General features: G+C 65.2%; 17 protein-coding genes. 8 read left to right on the top strand and 9 right to left on the bottom strand.

What is annotated here, in order from left to right; all coding sequences use genetic code 11:
• Window positions 1-607 precede the first annotated feature (607 nt).
• Together QQ658_RS01765 and QQ658_RS01760 are read left to right on the top strand one after the other, a co-directional pair.
• Window positions 608-1,294 (top strand): demethylmenaquinone methyltransferase, encoded by a 687-nt coding sequence (locus QQ658_RS01765; RefSeq protein WP_286027146.1) that lies wholly within the window; start codon window positions 608-610, stop codon window positions 1,292-1,294.
• Window positions 1,291-3,123 carry a TM0106 family RecB-like putative nuclease gene (locus QQ658_RS01760; RefSeq protein WP_286025973.1) on the top strand — a complete coding sequence of 611 codons (1,833 nt, stop codon included), beginning with the start codon at window positions 1,291-1,293 and terminating at the stop codon, window positions 3,121-3,123. Before QQ658_RS01765 ends, QQ658_RS01760 begins: the two co-directional genes overlap by 4 nt.
• Window positions 3,124-3,231: 108 nt before the next feature.
• On the opposite strand, the gene QQ658_RS01755 is transcribed toward QQ658_RS01760, so the two are convergent.
• From QQ658_RS01755 to QQ658_RS01740, 4 genes are all read right to left on the bottom strand, one after another.
• A complete protein-coding gene (locus tag QQ658_RS01755; RefSeq protein ID WP_286025972.1) occupies window positions 3,232-5,229 on the bottom strand; it encodes a thiamine pyrophosphate-binding protein in 1,998 nt (665 codons plus the stop codon).
• On the bottom strand, window positions 5,226-6,248 hold the full coding sequence (locus QQ658_RS01750) for an o-succinylbenzoate synthase (protein WP_286025971.1): 1,023 nt from the start codon (window positions 6,246-6,248) through the stop codon (window positions 5,226-5,228). The genes QQ658_RS01755 and QQ658_RS01750 overlap by 4 nt, the downstream gene beginning before the upstream one ends.
• A gap of 1 nt (window position 6,249) precedes the next feature.
• Entirely contained in the window at window positions 6,250-7,128 is an 879-nt protein-coding gene (locus QQ658_RS01745; protein ID WP_286025970.1) for a 1,4-dihydroxy-2-naphthoate polyprenyltransferase, read from the bottom strand.
• A 340-nt stretch (window positions 7,129-7,468) separates the two neighbouring features.
• Window positions 7,469-8,533, bottom strand: coding sequence for an AMP-binding enzyme (locus QQ658_RS01740; RefSeq protein WP_286025969.1), 1,065 nt, complete (start codon window positions 8,531-8,533; stop codon window positions 7,469-7,471).
• A gap of 60 nt (window positions 8,534-8,593) precedes the next feature.
• Here QQ658_RS01740 and QQ658_RS01735 point away from each other — a divergent pair, with 60 nt between their 5' ends.
• The 3 genes from QQ658_RS01735 (at window position 8,594) to QQ658_RS15485 (ending at window position 11,012) form a co-directional block, all read left to right on the top strand.
• The gene (locus tag QQ658_RS01735) at window positions 8,594-8,845 is read left to right on the top strand and encodes a PLD nuclease N-terminal domain-containing protein (protein WP_286025968.1); all 252 of its coding nucleotides are present in this window, start codon (window positions 8,594-8,596) and stop codon (window positions 8,843-8,845) included.
• A 56-nt stretch (window positions 8,846-8,901) separates the two neighbouring features.
• Entirely contained in the window at window positions 8,902-10,191 is a 1,290-nt protein-coding gene (locus QQ658_RS01730; RefSeq protein ID WP_286025967.1) for an MFS transporter, read from the top strand.
• A gap of 194 nt (window positions 10,192-10,385) precedes the next feature.
• On the top strand, window positions 10,386-11,012 hold the full coding sequence (locus tag QQ658_RS15485) for a PRC-barrel domain-containing protein (RefSeq protein WP_502928926.1): 627 nt from the start codon (window positions 10,386-10,388) through the stop codon (window positions 11,010-11,012).
• 140 nt (window positions 11,013-11,152) lie between these two features.
• On the opposite strand, the gene QQ658_RS01720 is transcribed toward QQ658_RS15485, so the two are convergent.
• From QQ658_RS01720 to QQ658_RS01710, 3 genes are read right to left on the bottom strand one after another with little or no spacing between them, the layout of a single operon-like run.
• Window positions 11,153-12,103: a cation diffusion facilitator family transporter gene (locus tag QQ658_RS01720; RefSeq protein ID WP_286025966.1), complete on the bottom strand. Its 951-nt coding sequence runs from the start codon at window positions 12,101-12,103 to the stop codon at window positions 11,153-11,155.
• Between the two features lie 7 nt (window positions 12,104-12,110).
• Window positions 12,111-13,322 (bottom strand): MerR family transcriptional regulator, encoded by a 1,212-nt coding sequence (locus tag QQ658_RS01715; RefSeq protein WP_286025965.1) that lies wholly within the window; start codon window positions 13,320-13,322, stop codon window positions 12,111-12,113.
• A 1-nt stretch (window position 13,323) separates the two neighbouring features.
• Window positions 13,324-13,980 (bottom strand): HEAT repeat domain-containing protein, encoded by a 657-nt coding sequence (locus tag QQ658_RS01710; protein ID WP_286025964.1) that lies wholly within the window; start codon window positions 13,978-13,980, stop codon window positions 13,324-13,326.
• Window positions 13,981-14,262: 282 nt separating this feature from the next.
• Here QQ658_RS01710 and QQ658_RS01705 point away from each other — a divergent pair, with 282 nt between their 5' ends.
• From QQ658_RS01705 to QQ658_RS01695, 3 genes are all read left to right on the top strand, one after another.
• A complete protein-coding gene (locus QQ658_RS01705; protein WP_286025963.1) occupies window positions 14,263-15,759 on the top strand; it encodes a threonine/serine exporter family protein in 1,497 nt (498 codons plus the stop codon).
• 88 nt (window positions 15,760-15,847) lie between these two features.
• Window positions 15,848-16,987, top strand: coding sequence for an alpha/beta hydrolase (locus QQ658_RS01700; protein WP_286025962.1), 1,140 nt, complete (start codon window positions 15,848-15,850; stop codon window positions 16,985-16,987).
• A 103-nt stretch (window positions 16,988-17,090) separates the two neighbouring features.
• Entirely contained in the window at window positions 17,091-18,128 is a 1,038-nt protein-coding gene (locus QQ658_RS01695) for a LacI family DNA-binding transcriptional regulator (protein WP_286025961.1), read from the top strand.
• A 6-nt stretch (window positions 18,129-18,134) separates the two neighbouring features.
• On the opposite strand, the gene QQ658_RS01690 is transcribed toward QQ658_RS01695, so the two are convergent.
• Window positions 18,135-18,773 carry a class II aldolase/adducin family protein gene (locus QQ658_RS01690; RefSeq protein WP_286025960.1) on the bottom strand — a complete coding sequence of 213 codons (639 nt, stop codon included), beginning with the start codon at window positions 18,771-18,773 and terminating at the stop codon, window positions 18,135-18,137.
• A 26-nt stretch (window positions 18,774-18,799) separates the two neighbouring features.
• Window positions 18,800-19,777: an ABC transporter substrate-binding protein gene (locus QQ658_RS01685; protein WP_286025959.1), complete on the bottom strand. Its 978-nt coding sequence runs from the start codon at window positions 19,775-19,777 to the stop codon at window positions 18,800-18,802.
• Window positions 19,778-19,805: the final 28 nt, after the last annotated feature.

Below are 19,805 nucleotides of genomic sequence, written 5' to 3'. Positions count from 1 at the left end.
AAATCCATCCTGGTGAGGTGCCGGGTCCTGTTAGTTCGCCTCCTCTAGCGCGACCGTGGATTCGCGCCGGAGTCCAGTTCCAGCGGTGAGCGCCGTGGACGCATCCCGATGGACCTGACAGATGCCGCGAGCAACGAGGGGTGCGCAGATGGCGTGCTAGCACGGAGGAAGCTAGTGGGACTACGCATCTGAATGCCTCTCGGTTCCCGAGCCCTGTGCGACGTTGCGACTGTGGGGAGCCCGAGGGCTGACCCAGTCTCGCATTACCGCGACGAGACGGTTCTTTCATTGACCTCCATGCATCGGTCCGGCTTCTGGTTTTCAGGCCAGTCACGGTTGCGGGTCAGCCCGGGATTTGCGCCCGGTTCTCCGCATGGATTGCCATCACCATAGCACCGCTGCCGCGGGACACGCCCGGCATGGACGTTTGACCGTGCGTCACCGAGCCCAACGCGCTTGTGTGTGCGCCAGATGACAAACTCGTCGGCCTGCCCGGGCATCTTGAGACATCTGGCGAGCACTAGAACGTGTTCCGCGTCCGGCATCCCGATGAACAGCAACGCGCTCGATGGTTCCGGCGGACATGTGGCAAGGTAGGGGGGTGCCAATGCGAGCAGATCTCGATAAAGAACCCGGCGACGTGGCCGTTATGTTCGATGACGTCGCACGCCGCTATGACCTGATGAACGATCTCATGACGTTCGGCCAGGTCAGGGCCTGGCGCAAGGCGGTGATCGCGGCGATCGATCCGCAACCCGGCGAGCGCATCCTCGATCTGGCGGCCGGCACCGGCACGTCGTCGGAGCCGCTCGCCCAGGCGGGCGCGATCGCATTCCCCACCGATCTGTCGCTCGGCATGCTCAGCGAGGGCCGCCGGCGTTACCCCGATCTGCGATTCGTCGCGGGCGACGCCTTGGCGCTGCCCTTCGCCGATGACAGCTTCGATGCCGTGACGATCAGCTACGGGCTGCGCAATGTGCAGGACACCTGCGCCGGGCTGGCCGAACTGCTGCGCGTCACCAAGCCCGGCGGACGCCTCGTGGTCTGCGAGTTCAGTACGCCGACCTGGATGCCGTTCCGCACGCTCTACCGCTGGTACATGAATCATGTGATGCCCAGGTTCAGAGCCGTGTCGTCGAACGCACCGGCCTATGACTACCTGGTGGAGTCGATCTTGGCCTGGCCCGATCAGCACACGCTCGCCGACATGATGAACGACGTGGGCTGGCAGCGCGTCCAGTGGAAGAACCTGACGGGGGGCATCGTCGCCATGCACCGCGGCTGGGCGGAATGAGTCTGCCGCCGCACCCGGTGCTGCTCGACTCCTATGCGGCGATCCGCTGCCCGGTCAAGGTGCAGAACCACTTCGATACCTCCCTTTCGTTGCCCGGCGATACCGCAATGGCCGGGGTCAGGATCAGCAGCGAGCTGCAGGCGGATCGATTCAGCCACCGCGAGCAGATCGACCGGGTCTTGGCCAGGCTGGCCACGGTGCCCAGCGCGCTCGATCTGCGCTTGCTGGACGGCGAGGACCTGATGGTGATCCAGGAGGCCACCCGTGATGCGGTGACCGGCGGAGTGCCGCTGATCATCGCCCCGAGACTCCCGATCGACTACGAGGGGCACCGCTGGGGCAGTCCAACCGTTCTTATTCGCGGGGCCGATGGCGCCGGTGGCCATCCCGGGTACCTGCCGCTTCAGGTCAAGGCGAAACGGATGCTGGAACGTCATTCGCGTCCGCATCAACTGGCCGCCAGCCCACTGGGCACCCCTTTCCCCCGAGACGCCCTCGACCTGGCGGACGCCCAACTGCGCACCGGACGCGAGAACGATCAGTTGCAGCTCGCCCATTTCTGGCGGCTTCTGGAGGCCGCCGGTTGGCAGTCGGCCGGCGATCCGCTCGCCGGGATCATCGGCAGCGATATCGTGCGCCGGACCTTCTTCACCGAGGGCAGCCAGGCCGGGGTTCCCGCGCTCGGCCTGGTCACCAATACCGGTTCAGCAGGCACCCTGGCCATTTCCTGGGTGCAATTGACTCGCAAACAGATTCGCACCTTCTCGCGTACGGCTGCGTCCGGATGGAAGTTGCGTTCGCCGATCGAACGCTACGACCACGAGCACGGCTTCAGGGTGAGCGTGGCCAAGGCCGCCCGCCTGCGCTCGCAAGGCGAATCGGACGCTGGCCCGGTGGTGCGTCCGATCTACGTGCGGGAATGCAACTCCTGCCAATGGTGGGCCCGCTGCGCACCGATCATGGGAACCGACGATTTGTCGGTGCGGATCGACAAATCCCCACTGGATGTGCGCGAGATCAGTGTGCTGCGCAGCATGGGTATTCAAAGCATCCACGATCTGGCGACCGCCGATCTGGAGGTTCTGCTGCCCCGCTATCTGCCGGAGGTCCGGCACCGCGATCACGCCAGGGAGAGGCTGCTTCTCGCCGCGCGGCGGGCCGGCATGATCAGCCGTGGGGTTGAGCTCGAGCGCACCACCACCGGCGCGATCCGGCTGCCCGGGGCCGGCATCGAGATCGATTGGGATATCGAGACCTCGGCCGATGACCGGATCTATTTGTGGGGCTTTTGGGTATCCGGGCTCGACGGCTGGCAGCAGGGGCACTATCGGTGGTTCGGCGAATTCAACGATTTGGACGATCAAGACGAGACGCGGATCGCGGTCCGGGCCATGAGCTGGCTGACCGAGGTGTTGCATGAGAACCCGGACGCAAAGGTCTATCACTACTCCGACTACGAGATGGTGCACCTGAACAAGCTGGCCAAACGCTCAGGCGACACCGTTCTCGCCGAGGCTCTGCGGCTGCTCAAGTCGGCTCACGTCGACCTGTTCACCGCGGTCAAGAAGAATTTCGTCGGGGTGCACGGGCTCGGCCTGAAAAAGGTTGCTCATTCGGGGGCCGGGTTCAGCTGGCGCGACGACTCCCCCGGTGGCCTCAACTCGCAATCCTGGTTCGCCGAGGCCGCGCATGCCGCCGACGCACAGATCCGGGCGCACGCGCAGCAGCGCGTCCTGGATTACAACGAGGACGACGTCCGGGCGACCGCCGCCTTGCGATCCTGGCTCCGGTCTGAACACGGCTCTGTCGAGCTGACGGCCGAGCACTGATCTCCGCCCCGGGCGACTGTGTGGGTTGCCGCCGCTCGACGAAAAGGAACAGATAGGCTCGCTTTCCGGCAACCCACACCACTCCCAGACCTCGACCTGCCCGCGAGTTCAGGACCGATCTGTGATCGCTGCCACCACGATCTCGATGCCGTGCGGCGGCGCGCTCAGCTGCACCGTCAACTCGTCGATGCTGTCGATACGGGTGGTCGGCCAGCCGTATCCTGCGGCGACCTTGGCGAGGTCGCGCCCGTGGGGCATCGCGAAGAGCTCGTCGTAATAGGGCGAGTCGGCGACTTCGAGGGTGGAGAAGATGCTGCCGCCGTTGTCGTCGGCGACCACGACGCGCAGGTCGGGCACCGGCTGCCCGGCCGGGATGTGTAGTGATCCCGCGTCGTGCAGGAATCCGAGATCGCCGAGCAGCACCGTGGCAGGTTGTGCGGTAGCGAGCGCGATCCCGGTGGCGGTGGCAATCACGCCGTCGATTCCGGCAAGCCCGCGATTGGCCCAGCAGGCCGTCTCGGTGCTGTCCGTCGTGGCGGCGGGAATCGGAGCGAGGTCGGCGTTCCTGATCAGGTTCGAGGCTCCGAAGACCAGGTTCTCCGGCGTGGACGCCACCACCGCGTTCGCAACCTGCTGCCCGGTGACCGGACGTTCACTTACCGGTACCGTCGGTTTCGAGCAGGACTCTGACCAGCCCCGACTTGGCTGTGCCGTATGTGGGTGTGCCGGCCGACTCTCGGGATCGGCGCGGTGCTCATCCGCCGTAGCGGCAACGGGCGCTCCAGCCTCACCCAGCTGGCCGGAGCCCGTTCGTTCACCGGCAGGCGATGTACCGGTCAGCAGGTTTTTCTGCACCTGCCGATCGGCGGTCTTCCACTCGTCCAGCCACTCGCCGTTGTCGGCCGGTTCGAGTTCCACATCGTCGACCACCTGGTTGGCCGACCAGCCCGGATCGGGCCAATTCGCCCGGTCGCTGACTATCACCAGTTCGACATCGTCTCGGGAGATCAGCCTCGATACCGGACGCGACAGGGTCGGATGTCCGAAAACCAGGACCCTTTCGATCCGCTTTCCCACCTCGCCATCGAGCAACAAGCGGTAACGGGCGATGGCGCAACCGCCCGACCGCGCGTTGCTGGAGGGCTCGGCCAGTAACGGCACGCGAGCGTGCTCGGCCAGCTCCCGGGCCCGGCGTCCAACAGCCAAGGGGGCGTCGCCCGCGAGCACCACGGTTCGCGGCCCTGCCTCAAGCCTCGTCGGGAGAGCGGGACGAGAAGCCGACACCGAGAATGCCGAGCCCGCGAAGAACTCTGTTCCGCCGCCAACCGCGCATTGAGAAGGCACGACGTCACCCGTCGCGGCAGTTCCCGGCCCCACTGCCATCCCCGGCACATCGTCCTCAAGCACGACCGAGCTGCCCGACGCAACCTGGCCTGATCTCTCGCCTGTTCCCGCTGGATCATCGCCAACCAAAGCAGGACGATCATCAGATCTGCTTCGGTTCACCGACGGAGATCGAGCGCTCGTCGGGTCGATGTCGCCAACCGGATCACTTTCATCTAATGATTCAGCATCGAGGAAGGGCTCGGTGAAGGCGGCGTTGATGTGCACCGGGCCGGGCTCGCGGGTACGGACGCCGAGACAGCAGGCCAGCACCCGCGTCAGCTGCGATGCCCAGGCCTTGGGCGCGTCGTCGCTGCTCGCCAGGTTGAGGCCGGCGACCACCTGGCGTCCGAAGATTCCCAGCTGATCGGTGGTCTGGTTCGCACCGGTACCGATCAGGGTGGCTGGCCGGTCCGCGGTGATCACCGCCAGCGATACTCCGGCCGCCCGGGCTTCCATCACCGCCGGCATCAGGTTGCCGACGGCGGTGCCCGAGGTCACCACGATCGCGGCGGCACCGCCGGCCTTGGCGAGCCCGAGCGCCAAGAATCCGGCGCCTCGTTCGTCCGTTCGGGTGTGCAGCCTTAGTTCGCCTCGCGCGGCCAGCTGGGCGAAAGCGACCGCCGCCGCGGTGCTGCGGGATCCGGGGCACACGACCACGTTCCGGATACCCGCGGACGCCAGGCCGCCAGCGATCGCCAGTCCCAGCCGGGCAGAACTCATCGCTGCTCGGCCATCACGAGTTCCAGGCAGCGATCGAGCCTGTCGTGCCACCAGGTTTGCCGGTGGGCGTCCGCCTTCACCTTTTTCAATGCCTTCGCAGACGGCTGTGGCCGTTCTCCGAGGTCGAGGTAGCCGTCGGTGGCGATCAGCGGCTGTTCGACGACGTCGTCCGCCAGCAACTTCACGGTGTTCAGCCCGCACGCCAGATCGAGCGAAGGCAAGGCCGCCGCGGCACGAAGCCCCGCCCAGATGCCGATGCTGGTCTCCAGCGCCGAGCTGATCACTGCCGACATTCCGAGTCGCTCGGCGATTTCCACACAGCGCCGCCGGCCGCCGAGCGGCTGATTCTTCAGCACGATCACGTCGGCTGCCCCCAGTTCCGCCACCCGGTCGGGATCATCGGCCAGGCGAATGGATTCATCGGCCGCGATGGCCACCGGAGTGTCGGCATTGCTCAGCCGCTCGCGCAGTTCGGCGAGTTCTTCGACGCTCGCGCACGGCTGCTCGACGTATTGCAGATCGAAACCGGCCATCGCCTCGAGCACATGTTCGGCGTGATCGACCGTCCAGGCGCCGTTGGCGTCCACCCGGAGGTTGCCTTCCGGGCCGAGAGCGCCGCGCACCGAGGCCAGCCTGGCCAGATCATCGGACAGACAAGAGTTCGGGTCGGCCACCTTCACCTTCGCGGTGCGGCATCCGGACGCCCGGACCAAATCGGCCGCGCGCCTGGGCGACACCACCGGAACCGTCACATTGACCGGCATCCGGTTGCGATGCACCGGTACGTCGTCCACCAGGTCATCGGCTGGTGCGGATGGCGCCTGACCCGCCGCGCAGTCTTCGAGCGCCGCCCGCAACCAGGTCGCGGCCTCTTCGTCCGGGTATTCGAGAAAGGGACTCCACTCGCTCCACAGATCACCGCGACGCACCAGCATCCCCTCGCGATGCTCGATATTGCGGAACCGCGCCCGCATATCGATGCTAAAGACGAATGTCTCGTCGAAGACATCGGCGAACATGTCACACTCCGATCAGCATTCCGAGAAATAGCCCCGTGCCACCGGCCAGTTCGGCGAAGCCGGTGAACTTCAATGTGCGAACCAGCGCCATGCCCCGGCCACCGTTCACGATCTGCCGGGACGCAGGCACCAAGAAAACGACCATAGCCAATCCGGCAAGCGCCCACCAGGTGGTGCCTGCCGCGGTGACCACGACCATCGCGATCGCGACCACACCGAGCAGAACATAAAAGACTCGGCTGCCTCGATCGCCCAGCCGGGTCTCCAGCGTCCGTTTGCCGCTGACCAGGTCGTTCTCCAGGTCGCGGAGGTTGTTGCAGACCAGCACCGCGCAGGCCAGCGCCCCCATGGCGACCGCCGCCGTCCAAGCCGTCCAGGGCGCGCGGCCGATCTGCACATAGGCGGTGCCGGCGGTGGCGACCAGGCCGAAGAAGACGAAGACGAAGACCTCGCCGAGCCCCAGGTAGCCGTATGGGTGTTTACCCCCGGTGTAATACCAGGCGGCCAGCACACAGGCCACGCCCACCGCGAGCAACCACCACTGGCCGCACAAAACGATCAGGATCAGGCCGAAGATCCCGGCCAAACCGAAACAGCCGAAGGCCGCATATTTGACCTGCCCCGGACGCGCCGCGCCCGAACCGACCAGCCGTTGCGGTCCGACTCTGGCGGCATCGGTGCCGCGCACGCCGTCCGAATAGTCGTTGGCGTAATTGACCCCGACCTGCAAGGCGAGCGCCACCAGCAACGCCAACAGGGTACGGACGACGCTGAATCCGGATTCGGCCACGGCGATGGCGGCGCCTGCCAGCACCGGCGAGATCGCTGCGGGCAAGGTACGCAGCCGCGCCCCCTCGATCCACTCGGCGGCACTCGCCACGGTTCCTTCCTCCCATATCTCGCCTGGGCCCACATCCATCGGACGATTGCGCCCGCTTGTGACCCCGATAGCCCCGCCCGAACGTCATCCGGCCCCGGCACCAGGAATCATCCTGCCACGAATGCGCCTGTTACTGCGTGCGAAACCGTCCCCGATCGACGCCCCGCCTCAGCAACTCTCCTAGTGAATCACCGAATGAGGGCTACCACAGCCCGATCGCGGAAGGTTCTGCACGGCCTGAGGCCGAACGACACGACTCTCGGGCGAGATGCGCGCTGAACCTGGATCCGCCGACCCGGCCTCGAACGCCACAACCCTCGTACGAACGCCGGCCGAGTGGTCAGCCCGCGGCTTGATCGTCGGCCCAGTTGACGAGCCGTTGCCTGTCCAGCTTGCCGGAAGCGGTGTAAGGGAACGCGTCCACCACAAGAAGCTGGCGCGGGAGCGCGGCCGACTCCAGATGCTCTCGGAGTTCATCGCGCCAGCCGGCAAGATCACGATCATCGCTGGTAGTCACCAGTACAATTCGGGAGCCCCACTCGGCGTCCGGCACCGCGACCACCTTTGCCGGTCGGTCACTGTGGGCGTCGAGAAGCCGCTGCAACTCGGCCAGGTCGACGTTGACTCCACCCGAGATCACCACATCGTCGACGCGTCCGAGCAGCCTAAGCCGCGGCTCGCCGGCTTCGTCCCGCGTCCACTCGCCACGGTCGTGGGTCACCAGCCTGCCGTTGACGAGGCTCGCCCGGGTGGCGCGCGGGTCCATCCGGTAGCCGGAAAACAGCATCGGTCCGCCGATGCTGATCCGGCCGTCTTCGGCTATGCCGATGTCGGCGCCCGGAAGCGGCACGCCGTCGAACGCGACTCCCCCGCAGGTCTCGCTCATGCCGTAGCTGGTCAGCACCGGTATTCCGGCACGGCGTGCCTGCTCGAGCAGCGCCGGGTCCGCGGCCGCCCCGCCGACCAGCACGGCGTCATAACCGGCAAGTTCGGCGGTGTCCGCCCGGGTGCGCAGCGCCCGCACCAGCTGGGTGGGCACAATCGAGATCGCCCGGCGTCCTGCGACGAACGGACGATCCAGTAGGCCACGAGCAACCACCATCAGCCCCGCGACGTGTGTGGGCGACAACTCGCTCGTCCATTCGAAGGCGCCGAAGCGTTGCCGAAACGCCGCCGCGGACGCCCGGATCGCACCCGACGACAAGACCACCTGCTTGGGACTCCCGGTGGATCCGGAAGTGGTCACGATGACTGCCGCCTCCGGTTCACTCACCGGAACCGACGGATCGATCAGTTCGGCGGTACGCCGGTCGGCCACCGGAGCGAGCACGAACTCACCGTCCAGAGCGGCGGGCAACAGCCGAGCCACTTCGTCCGGATCACACAGGCGTACGCGAGAAGCCACGCCGCCATGCTACGAGCCCGCCAGGATCACCGGTTGAAGACCCCTAGGTAGACTGGAGCCATGGCCCGCATAGTACCGATCATCGTGCTTATCGCTTTGACGATTTACTGCACGATCGAGGTTGCCCAAGCGCGTGCTTGGGAGGTACGGCGTGCGCCGAAATGGTTGTGGGCGGTCGTAGTGATCTGCCTTCCTGGTGTTGGCCCGTTGGCCTGGCTGTTTTTCGGACGCCCGCTTCCTCCCGGACGGCGCCCACCACCCGGCGAGATGCGTCCACCGGACGAGGACGAAGATTTTTTGCGCGGACTGTAAAATTTTCCGGGCCCGGTGGGTGAACGGAGCGCATCTGGCGTAGCCTTACGCCTGACATGATCGCGACCTTCAGCTCCCTTTCCGTACCGAACTACCGCCGCTACTTCACAGGTGCCCTGACCAGCAACATCGGTTCATGGGTCGGACGAACCGCCATCTCGTGGTTGGTGCTCGTCGAATTGACCGATGGCAGCGCATCGGCGCTGGGTCTGGTCACCGCGATCATGTTCACCCCACAATTGCTGCTCACGGCTTGGGCGGGTTCGATTGCGGACCGTTTTCCGAAGCGGCGCATCCTCTTGATCACCCAGTCGGTCCTGGCAATGGATTCGATCATCCTCGCCACCCTGGTTCTGACCGGGCACGCGCAGCTGTGGATGGTTTATCTGCTGGCGGCCAACGACGGTCTGTCAAATGCCTTCGACAATCCCGCGCGCCAGTCATTCGTCAGCGAGGTCGTGCCACAGAAGAACCTGCCGAACGCGATCGGATTGAACTCCGCCAGCTTCAACGCGGCCAGGCTGTTCGGCCCCGGCATCGCCGGCCTGCTCATCGAATTGCTCGGCACCGGCTACGCGCTGGCCGTCGACTCACTCAGTTACGTCGTCATGATCACCTGTCTGATGCTGCTCCGGGAGAAGGAACTGCATCCTGCCCCGGTGGTCAAGGGCCGCGGCGGTACCCGTGAGGGCCTGCGTTATGCCTGGCATCGACCCGACATCATGATCCTGCTCGCCTGTGGGCTCATCGTCGGTGGCCTCGGTTTCAATTACCAGATCTCGAACGCGGTCATGTCCACCGAATACTTCGGACGAGGTGCCGGCCAGTACGGCATCGTCGGTTCGATGATGGGTGCCGGCGCGCTGGCTGCGGCGCTGTGGTCGGCCGGGCGTGCGCGTCCACGCCTGCGTTACGTATTGGGCGGCATGTTCGGATATGTCGCCTTCAACCTGCTCGCCATGTTCGCGCCCGGCTTCGGATGGTTCGTCGCCTGGCAGATACCCGCCGGGTTCGCCACCATTACCGTGATGGTGACGGCAAACACCATGGTTCAGTCGGCAACCTCGGCCCAGATGCGTGGACGCGTGATGGCGCTGTGGGGGCTGGTCGTGATGGGCGTCACCCCGCTTGTCTCGCCGATCGTCGGCTGGTTGGGCGACAATATCGGTCCGCAGGCGACCATCGGATTCGGCGTCGTCATCGTCGCGATCGGGCTGATCATCGTCACCTGGACGATCATGCACCATGATCAGCTGCGGTTCAGCTTCGATCCGCACCGGCGTGGCTGGCTCCGGCTGGAGCGGGGCACGATCAGCGAAGACATCGATCCCGGCACGACACGCTGAGAACGCCGGGCGCGGAAGACTATCTGGCGTCTCGCGGCTCGAACGGCCCAGACGCCTGTGCAACGCGACAAGAGTGGAAGATCCCGGGGCCCCACCGACCGAAGAGGCAGAGATTCTGCGGCATTACGGTCTGCCGTTCGCGCCGTCCGGGCGCAGGGGGCTCTAGGCTAGGACGAGACGAAAGGATTGCCGCTATGGCCGATAACGCTTACGAAGAGCTTTTCAATTGCGACGTCGTCGACGTGAACGGCGACAAGGTCGGCAGTGTCGGCCAGGTTTACCTGGACGACCAGACCGGTCAGCCCAGTTGGGTGACCGTCAAGACCGGACTGTTCGGGTTGAAGGAGACCTTCGTACCGTTGGAACAGGCTGTCGTCGCCGACGGCAAGATCACCACCCCGTATGCAGCCGACAAGGTCAAGGAAGCCCCCCGGGTCGACCCTGACAAGCATCTTGACGCGGACGAAGAAGCCGAGCTCTATGGCTACTACGGCATCGCCACCGTCGTCGCGGTCGAGCCGGAGGCTGTTGCCCAAACAGAGGACGAGGCAGCCGAACCGGCCGTCGACGAAGCCGTTACTTCGGATGTCACCGTCGTCGAGGACGAGGGAGCGGCTGAGCCTCTCGTTTCGTCGGCTTCGGCAGCTGCCGTTGAGGAGGACGCGCCGGTCGAGGAGGCCGCGGACGAGCCTGTGGACCCGGAAACGGCCGAGGCCGCCGATGACGTTGTCGCCGACGCGACCGAGATGGCCGATGCCCTCGACGATGCTGCGGCTGAGGTTGAAGGCGAACCCGACGAGGTCGAGCGCAAAAGCGAATGATGCGATAAAAGGGGAGACGAGCACTCTGGTGCTCGCCTCCTCGCGCCGCTGATCACAAGTGCCCGTTTGCGAGCCGTACTTGGTTTCGCCGGGTGCTGCACAGCTGACATTGCGCAGACGAGGACGATTGCTGAGCCGTCTCAGTAGTCGTCCTCATCTGCATAGGAGCGAGGATCCTCGATCGGCTCGAGATGGGCCGAGACGCGAATATCCGGCACCACTTCGACGATCGCGTCGATCAGGTCCTCGGTAAAGTCGTGGCCCCGGTAGACACTCCAGGTGCCGGGCACCAACACATGCACGTCCATGAATTGACGGTTGCCCGCCCGCCGGGTGCGAAATGCATGGAATTCGATCGCCCCGGGTCTGCGGAATCTGTCGAGCACCGCTTCGAGTTTCTCGTTGGTTTCGTCGGGAAGCGTGATGTCCATCAAGCCGTTGACCGAGTCACGGATCAGCCCGATGCCCGTCCACAAGATGTTGACGCCGGCGAGCAGTGCGACGATCGGGTCCAGCCGTGGCTGATGGGTGAGCGCCACGAGCCCGACGCCGATCAGCACCGCGGCCGAGGTCACGACATCGGTCAGCAGATGTTTGCCATCGGCAACCAGGGTGGCTGAGCCGCTGCCGCGTCCCTTGCGTAGCAGGAGTAGCCCGACGGCGCCGTTGACGACGGCCGCCAGCACCGAGATCGCCAGGCCCAACCCGAGTTGTTCCAGTTCCCGCGGATTGATGAACCGCTCCACCGCACTGACGATGATGAACGCCGCGGCGACGAAGATCATCGTCCCTTCGACCACCGCACTGAAGTATTCGGCCTTGCTGTGGCCATAGGGGTGATTATCGTCCGCAGGTTTGATGCTCACCTTCAAGGCGATGAAGGCGACGACGGCCGCGACCAGATTGACCAGCGACTCCGCCGCGTCCGAAAGCAGGCCGACCGATCCGGTGAGCCAAGCGGCCCCGCTTTTCAGCACGATTGTGACGAGGGCCGCGGCGATCGACACGATCGCGAATTTGCTGAGGTCGACCGGTGGCGCGTATCTGGGCGAATTGTCAGGTTCGGGTTCGGTCGGCCGTCTGGGAGTCACTGACCAATTATGGGCATGTGCCCGTCGTCGAGCCAAGGCCGGTCCGATTCAGCAGATAGCGGGCAGTCATGGCGACCGCGGGGTCATCGTCGCCGGTCAAAGTCTGCAGCAACTCGACCGTCTGCTGCCCAGGTAGTTCGCCGAGGGCCTGAACCAGGCGTCCACGAGCTTGCGGATCGGTCGGAGCTGCGCGCTGAAGCTCGCCGATCCGCTCCTGCAAAACATCGACGATCTGCGTCGCCGCCGCTGCCGAGCGGGCGGCCAGCCTTCCCAATACCTCGGACGCCGCGACATCGTCGATGCCGTCGACGATCATCTGCACCAGCCGGTCTCGAAGATCGGACGAATCGATGCCGCTTCCCATACGGCCGCCGACAGCTGTCGGCACCACTCGATCACGATCGGCGGTGTCGCCTTGCCCGTCTTGCGCGTGCGCCGCGTTTCGTTCTTCATCCTCCGCCCGCAGGATCTGGCCGGCTACCGATGCCTCAGCGGGTTGCGGCGCCGTGAGCTCGAGCTCGGTCGACGCGATCGCCAGCACCGCGCGTGCCGCGGTGCGCGGGTCCGGATCATCGACAAAGGGCCCGAGCGCCGACGCAGCCGCCACGCCGCCGAGCTTGGACAAGGCCGACACAGCGCGGCTGCGAGTCGCCTGATCCGGGTCGGCTGCATGGGCCGCGAGCAGCGGAATCGCGTCCCCCGGCGCTTGAGCGATCGCCCAGCGCAGCGCACCGGACGCGTGAGCTTCGTCCTCGGCCAGATAGGCGTCCACCAATTGCGGCAGCAGGGACGCGGGCTCTCGTCCGGCACGAAGCGCCGACTCCTGGCGTTCACTCGCGCTGGCCGACCGCAATCCGGTGAGCAGGGAGACGACGTCGAGCACATCGCCCCAGTCCTGCGGCGCCGTGGAGTCGATCTCGAGGAGCCGCCCCAGCAATTGCTGCTCGGCAGCGATCTGATCCCGGGTGCGGTCGACGAGCTGCGCCAGCGTCTGATGGACAGCGAAATCCGGGGCATCGAGGGCCTCGGCCACCTGCGCCAGCGTCAGGCCGAGGGTTCGCAACGCCTCGGCCTGAAACAGCCGCCGCAGGTCTTCCGAGGAATATTCACGGTAGCCGGACGCAGTTCGCTCACTCGGACGCACCAGGTTGATCCGGTCGTAGTGCCGCAGCATCCGCACACTCACGCCGGATCGTCTGGATACCTCACCGATCTGCATGCTACGAACCTACGGCAAGGTACCTCTTGGCCTCGGCGACCGCGGCGTCGAAGCCAGAATCCGGGTCCTGGACGAGCCGCTGGGTGGCGAGCGCGTGCAGCCGTACTGCCTCGCGCTTGTCGTCGGTAGCCTGCGCCAGGGCCTGATCGGCGGCCGATCCGAGTTCGACGAACGCTCTGCTCAGCGAGAGTTGCATGGCGCGGTCTCCCCTGCCGAGCTGACCTGCCAGCCGCTGCGCGAGGCTTTCCCGCTGGTCGTCGGGCACCACAACCACGGCGGCCCGCCAGGCAGCGCGAGCGACCTCGTCGTCCGCATCGGCCAGCAGGTCATCGGTGACAGCCGGCCAGGCCCGGGCGTCCCCGATCTTCGAGAGGGTATGCAGCGCCTGCGCGCGACCGTGCAAAAGAAGGTCGCCCGGTACCTGCGGCATGCGGAGCTCGTCCAGCAGCCTCGGCACCGTGGCGTCGGCAGGATGCTGGGTCAGCGCCCAGGTGAGCATGTCGCGGACGTAGAAGTCCGGCTCAACGCGGCAACGCTCCACGAGCACCGGAATGTCGGCCGTCGCGGGGTCGGTGCCCGCGGCAAGTGCGGCCTGCAACCGCGCCGACGACTCGGGCACTTCAAGCAGCCGCCTCAGTTTGGTGGTGCGCTCATCCATAGTTACACCCAACAACCTGACACGGTGTCAGGGTCAAGGCATCACGGGGTTTTTCGGCAACGGCGTCCGAATTCGGCTTTTCCCGCAGAGCAACGGCCTCCTAGTCGCGGCCGCCCAGTCGGATCCCTGACGCGGTCTTCGGACGACGTAGCAGCCCTCTCACCGGGGGCCTTCGGCAGCTCACTCCCCCGAATTTCGTCTTCTGAGCGGTAGCTAGACTGTGAGCCGTCCTCGCCGATTCTTCGGGGACCACCAGCCATCATCGCCGCCAGGGAGGCAGGAGTGCGTACGCGCCAGAACTCGGAGTTGACCAGCGGAATCACCGCGGCCACCACGCATGCCCCTAGCGGCATGGACGAGTCGACGACGCTGTTGCCGTCGGTCACCAAGACCTCCCTGCCTGCTTTTCAGCCGACGGAGAACCTGCGCACTCCCCCGACGCCGAAGCGATCCGGAAAGCGCGTCATAAGAACTCGGCCAAACACCGACCATCTCGTGATGCGACGGTTGCTTCGGATTGCCCGCACCTGGGGCAAGCACGAGGCGCCCACAGCACCCGCGCATGTCGGCATGTCCATCCCCGAGCTGATCGGCAGGCTGGGGCTGGCGATGCTCGCCTCGCAACTGCCGACCAGCGAGATCGAACGCCAGTTGAGCGAGATAGCCCGCGTCTATGAACGCCCCGATCTACGCATGGTGGTGCTGCCGACGTCCATCTTGGTGGACGATCCGCTCAAGGAGCACACCAGTGCGTTCCCGTTTGCTTCGGGTAGCTACCGCCTCGACCAGGCAGGCGCAACCGAGCAGCTCGTGACGCGGGTGGTTCGCGATCATCCCGAGCCCGAGCAGGCCATCCGAGAGCTATCTCGCATTGAGCAACAACCTCCGCGATTCAGCCGCCGCGTCATGGTGCTGGGACACGCGATTCTCACGCTGGGCTTCGGTATGGTCATCAATCCGACGGCCACCGCCTTGCCGGGCTACCTCATCATGGGGGCATTGGTCGGGCTCGCCGTGACCTTCACCAGAGGACGCGCATCGGTTCAGGTGATGCTCCCGGTGCTCACGTCATTCCTGCTGACCTTGCTCACTCTGCTCACGTTCGCCCGCCTGGTTCCGGACGATCCGCTGCGCCTGGTGGCACCGGCGCTATTGGCCTTCCTGCCCGGCCATATGCTCACGGTTGCCGCGGTGGAGTTGGCCAGCAGCCAAGTCGTAGCGGGAGCCAGCCGGTTGGTTTACGGATTCGCCCAACTCGGGCTGCTCGCGTTCGGGGTTTACGCGGCCTGGCAGCTGGTCGACATGCCGGCCACTCCCGGTGCGCCGGCCATGCTCGGGTTGTGGGCGCCCTGGGTCGGTGTGGCGTTGACCAGTATCGGATTCACCTTGTACATGGTCGCGCCCAAGGGAGCGCTGCGCTGGATTCTGTTCGTGCTGCTGGTTGTTTATGCCGCACAGTTCGCCGGATCGTTCATCGTCGGGCCGGCGCTGTCGGGTTTCGCCGGGTCGTTGGTCTTGGAGCCGCTGGGACGCGCGGTGCAGCGTTTCCGTGGAGCCCCCGCAACCGTCGTGTTGCGTACGGCGGGGTACTTTCTGCTGGTTCCCGGAGCGCTCGGTTTCATCGGGATGAGCGGATTCGCCGCCGAGACCGGCTCACTCGCACTACTGGTGCAGGTCTTCGTCTCGCTGCTCGCGATCGGGCTTGGCACTCTCGTCGGAGCCAGCCTGAACCACGACGTGCATGCCGCCGTGCGCACCTGGAACTCGCCCCCGAGCTGACGCTGACCAAACTGGTACTCGCGGCCTCAACCGCGGCGGGGCTACGGTGGAAGGACACCGAAAAGCGATTCCGGAAGGAGATCCGGAGATGCCCTATGGACTGTACTTTTCGATCATCGCACTGGGATTGTTCGCCATGGCCGCTTGGTGGCAGCCGCAGCGTCCCAGGGGGCTCGCCAGCATCACCTACTTCATGGGTATGGCGGTGAACGAGGTTCCGCACTACGCCGCCCTGCTATTGCCGATTTGGCTAGGGATCTCGATCGTCAGCGGAGACTTTCACACGCCGGAAGCTGTCGTCATCGCCGCCGTACTGACGCTGATCGTCGGCGGGATCTTGTTCGCCATCGGATGGCGTGCCCGAGGCTCCCGGACGATCGTCGCTGGGGCCCTTCGTGCCGGCGGCATCAGCCCGGTGAAATCGGCTCCCGGACGCGGCACCCGGCCGGGGTGGCTGATTGCGCTGTGGCCGTTCCCCGTGCGTCCGCGTTCGGTGGTGCGTCATCGCAATCTGGCCTACGGCGATCACCGACTGCAGCGGCTGGATGTCTACCATCGCAAAGACCAGCAGGTGAGTGGGCCGGCGCTGCTCTATCTGCACGGTGGCTACTACACGATGGGTGGCAAGCACTGGGAGGCCCAAGGGTTGCTCCACCGGCTGGCCGAGCAGGGCTGGGTGTGCGTCAGCGCGAACTATCGGCTGCGTCCGAGGGCAGGTTTCCTCGACCATCTTTCGGACGCCAAGCGTGCGCTGGCCTGGACCCACGATCATGCTTCCGACTACGGAGGCGACGGCAGGCAGGTGGTGATGGCAGGCAGTTCGGCGGGCGCGCACCTCAGCGCCATCTCAGCGTTCAGCCAGCACGATCCGCGATTCCAGCCGGGCTTCGAGTCGTCCGACACCTCTGTCGCCGCGGTCATCGGGCTGTACGGCTATTACGGCCCGTACTTCGATTGGGGCCCGGACAACCCGCTGCCCTCGGACCCGCTGGTGATGGACGCTTCGTCGGCGCCGCCGTTCTTCGTCACGCATGGCACCACCGACAACAACGCGACCGTGGAGAACTCCCGTGCGCTGGTTTCGAAATTACGCGAAGAATCACCGTCGGGGGTGGTCTATGCCGAGCTGCCCGGCGCCCAACACGGTTTCGACCTGGTGAACTCCTGGCGATTCGAGGCCATCCTCGACGGCGTCGAAGACTTCATGTCTGCCACCTTGACCAGGTGACGACAACGCCAGATGGTTTGCTTGCGGCCAGTTTCGCGTCCGGAAGGCGCCCGCGGGTATACGATTTCTCGAACAGAGTGTACAGGCGACCTGGAGGACAGCTATGCAGGGCAAGTTGCCCCGTCCGGTCACGATGAAGGATGTCGCAGCAGCCGCCCAGGTGTCCTCGGCGACAGTCTCCCGCGTGCTCAGCGGCAAGTCCACCGTCGATCCCGAGATGGCCAAACGGGTACACGAGGCCGTCGAAGCGACCGGATATGTTCCCAATTTCATGGGAATGGCCCTGCGGCGTCAGGTGACCAATACCTGGGCGATCATCGTGTCCAACATCGAGAATCCGTTCTTCACCCGCTTGGTGGCCTCGATGGAGGAGGCCGCCGAGTATCTCGGATACTCCGTGATGCTGTGCAACACCAACGAGCAGGTCGACCGTGAGAACCGTTACATCAACGCCGTGATCCAACGCCGGATGTCTGGGGTCGCCATAGCTGCTGCTTCCGCCGTACGTACCGATCTCACGCCGCTCACGCGTGCCGGCATCCCTGTCGTCCTCATAGATCGATTGGTTCAGGGCTACGACGGGGATTCCGTGGTCGTCGACAATGCACTCATCGGGCGGCTGGCCGCTGAGCATTTCGCTGCCCAGGGCTATCGCCGGTTCGGCTGCGTGGCCGGGCCACGCCACGTTTCTTCGATGGCGCATCGGCTTGAGGGATTCCGGACGGCGCTGCGTGAACGCGGGATAGATCTGCCGAACGCGATGGTCTCCCAGACCGACCTGCGGGGCGATTCCGGCGAATTCTCGGTTGCCAACATGCTCAACCAGCCGGACGCCCCCGACGCGATCTTCTCCGGCTACGGCGTGACCACCGCGGGCGCCTATCGAGCGATCAAGGGCCGCGGGCTCTCGATGCCCCGCGATATCGGCCTGGTGGGCACCGACGATGAGGCGTGGATGACCTTGGTCCAGCCGTCGGTCACCGTCATCCGCCAACCGGTCGAACAGATCGGGATCGCCGCCGCGCAGCTACTCAATGCCCGGTCGGCGCATCCCGACTCTCCGTCACAGCATTTGGTTCTTCAGCCCACCTTGGTCGAACGGGAATCCAGCCGAGGCTTCGCCAACCATCGCACGGCGTAGCGTGGTCTATTGCCCGTAGGAGTCAAGCGCATCGATCACCGTTTGCACTTGTGCTTGCGACAAGATGCTCGGCCGTCCTGCCGTCAGGGTTTTCAGGTAGACATCGCACAGCCACTCCACCTCCTGTGCCTTGACATACGCACCCGCAAGACCCGGGCCGGTGACCACAGCGCCATGATTTGCCATCAGCGCCCCGGTATGACCGGCCAACACTTGTTCAACCTGGTGCGCAAGTTCCGGCGTCCCGTAGCGAGCGTACGGTGCCACCGGCAGCGTCGTTCCGCCGAACATCGCGACGTAGTAATGCACGGCCGGAACCTCACGGATGCCGTCGAGGCACGCAACCGCTGTCGCGTTCGGCGAGTGGGTGTGGACGACCGACGCATCTTGGGTCGCCCGCAGAGCCCCGAGGTGGAGTTCCCATTCCGAACTCGGCTTGAGATCACCGTCGACGACAGTGCCCTCCAGGTCCATCACCACCACGTCTTGCGGCGTGATCGTGCGGTAATCGACTCCGGTGGGCGTGATCGCCACCAGTTCCCCTTGCCGAATCGACATGTTGCCCGAGGTCGCCACCACCAGTCCATCCGAACCGAATGCGGCACACCGGGACGCGATCTCTTCGCGCGCCTTGGCCAACAGCATCAGTGATTCCTTCTTCCTGTGGATCGTCAGTAATACAGTGACTTGTCGATCTCCGGATCAGAGATATTCGACTGGTCGTACCAATAGAATCCGGTGTCGATGAAGTTCTCGACGGTCGTACCGTTTATCGCGTCGACGGCGGTCTGGACGACCTGTTCTCCCATTCCGTAGGGATTCTGGGTCACGGCGCCGGCCATCGTGCCGTCCTTGACGAAGTTCACCTGAGCCGTGCCGGAGTCGAAGCCGACCAGGGTCAGGCCCTCTTTGCCGGTTTCCTGGGCACCCTTGACCATACCGGTTGCGGCAGCCTCGTTGACGCCGAAGATGCCATCGAGGTCGGGGTTCGCTTGAATGAACGATTTTGCGATATCGGCAGCCTTGGTCTGATCGGATTCCGCGTACTGCGGTTCCAGCACCTCGACGTCCGGAGCGTTCTCCGTCATCCACTCGACGAAACCGTCCCGCCTGTCCACGCCTGACTTCGACGTCTGGTCAATGCCGATGACGGCAACCTTTCCCTTGCCTCCCAGCAGGTCTGACATGTGCTCGGCGGCCTCCGCGGCCGCTGCCTTGTTGTCCGTGGCGACGGTCGCGACAGGAATATCGCTGTCGACGCCCGAGTCGAAGGCGACGACCGGAATGTCGCGTTCTTGGGCTTGGTCCATCAGCGGTGCGGCTGCGCGGCTATCGAGGGCGGCGAATCCGATGGCGTCCGGGTTGGATCCCAATGCGTCTGTCAGCTGTTGGATCTGATCCTCGACCGCAGACTCGTCAGGCGGGCCCACAAAGGTCATGCGGACGCCCAGCTCCGCTGCCTTGTCCTCTGCACCGCTCTTGACGATCTGCCAATACTGCTGGGAGAAGCCCTTCGAGACGATGGCGACATATGGCTGGTCGTCTCCTCCGCCGCCGCTGGTGTCTCCCGAACTGCCGCCGCTGCAGGCGGACAGAGCCAGCGCTCCTACCAGGGCAAGCGCTGCAAGCTTCTTTGTTTGCCGTGACATCTGTGTCTCCTTTGTGGTGTGTTGTGTG

It is taken from the genome of Propionimicrobium sp. PCR01-08-3, assembly GCF_030286045.1.
Classification (GTDB): domain Bacteria; phylum Actinomycetota; class Actinomycetes; order Propionibacteriales; family Propionibacteriaceae; genus Brooklawnia.
This window is presented reverse-complemented; position numbering and strand designations above follow the sequence as displayed.

Excerpts from the sequence above, each read along its gene's own strand:
- QQ658_RS01765 (WP_286027146.1), top strand. The coding sequence starts at position 608 with ATGCGAGCAGATCTCGATAAAGAACCCGGCGACGTGGCCGTTATGTTC.
- QQ658_RS01760 (WP_286025973.1), top strand. The coding sequence starts at position 1,291 with ATGAGTCTGCCGCCGCACCCGGTGCTGCTCGACTCCTATGCGGCGATC.
- QQ658_RS01755 (WP_286025972.1), bottom strand. The coding sequence starts at position 5,229 with ATGAGTTCTGCCCGGCTGGGACTGGCGATCGCTGGCGGCCTGGCGTCC.
- QQ658_RS01750 (WP_286025971.1), bottom strand. The coding sequence starts at position 6,248 with ATGTTCGCCGATGTCTTCGACGAGACATTCGTCTTTAGCATCGATATG.
- QQ658_RS01735 (WP_286025968.1), top strand. The coding sequence starts at position 8,594 with ATGGCCCGCATAGTACCGATCATCGTGCTTATCGCTTTGACGATTTAC.
- QQ658_RS01730 (WP_286025967.1), top strand. The coding sequence starts at position 8,902 with ATGATCGCGACCTTCAGCTCCCTTTCCGTACCGAACTACCGCCGCTAC.
- QQ658_RS15485 (WP_502928926.1), top strand. The coding sequence starts at position 10,386 with ATGGCCGATAACGCTTACGAAGAGCTTTTCAATTGCGACGTCGTCGAC.
- QQ658_RS01715 (WP_286025965.1), bottom strand. The coding sequence starts at position 13,322 with ATGCAGATCGGTGAGGTATCCAGACGATCCGGCGTGAGTGTGCGGATG.
- QQ658_RS01710 (WP_286025964.1), bottom strand. The coding sequence starts at position 13,980 with ATGGATGAGCGCACCACCAAACTGAGGCGGCTGCTTGAAGTGCCCGAG.
- QQ658_RS01700 (WP_286025962.1), top strand. The coding sequence starts at position 15,848 with ATGCCCTATGGACTGTACTTTTCGATCATCGCACTGGGATTGTTCGCC.
- QQ658_RS01695 (WP_286025961.1), top strand. The coding sequence starts at position 17,091 with ATGCAGGGCAAGTTGCCCCGTCCGGTCACGATGAAGGATGTCGCAGCA.
- QQ658_RS01690 (WP_286025960.1), bottom strand. The coding sequence starts at position 18,773 with ATGCTGTTGGCCAAGGCGCGCGAAGAGATCGCGTCCCGGTGTGCCGCA.
- QQ658_RS01685 (WP_286025959.1), bottom strand. The coding sequence starts at position 19,777 with ATGTCACGGCAAACAAAGAAGCTTGCAGCGCTTGCCCTGGTAGGAGCG.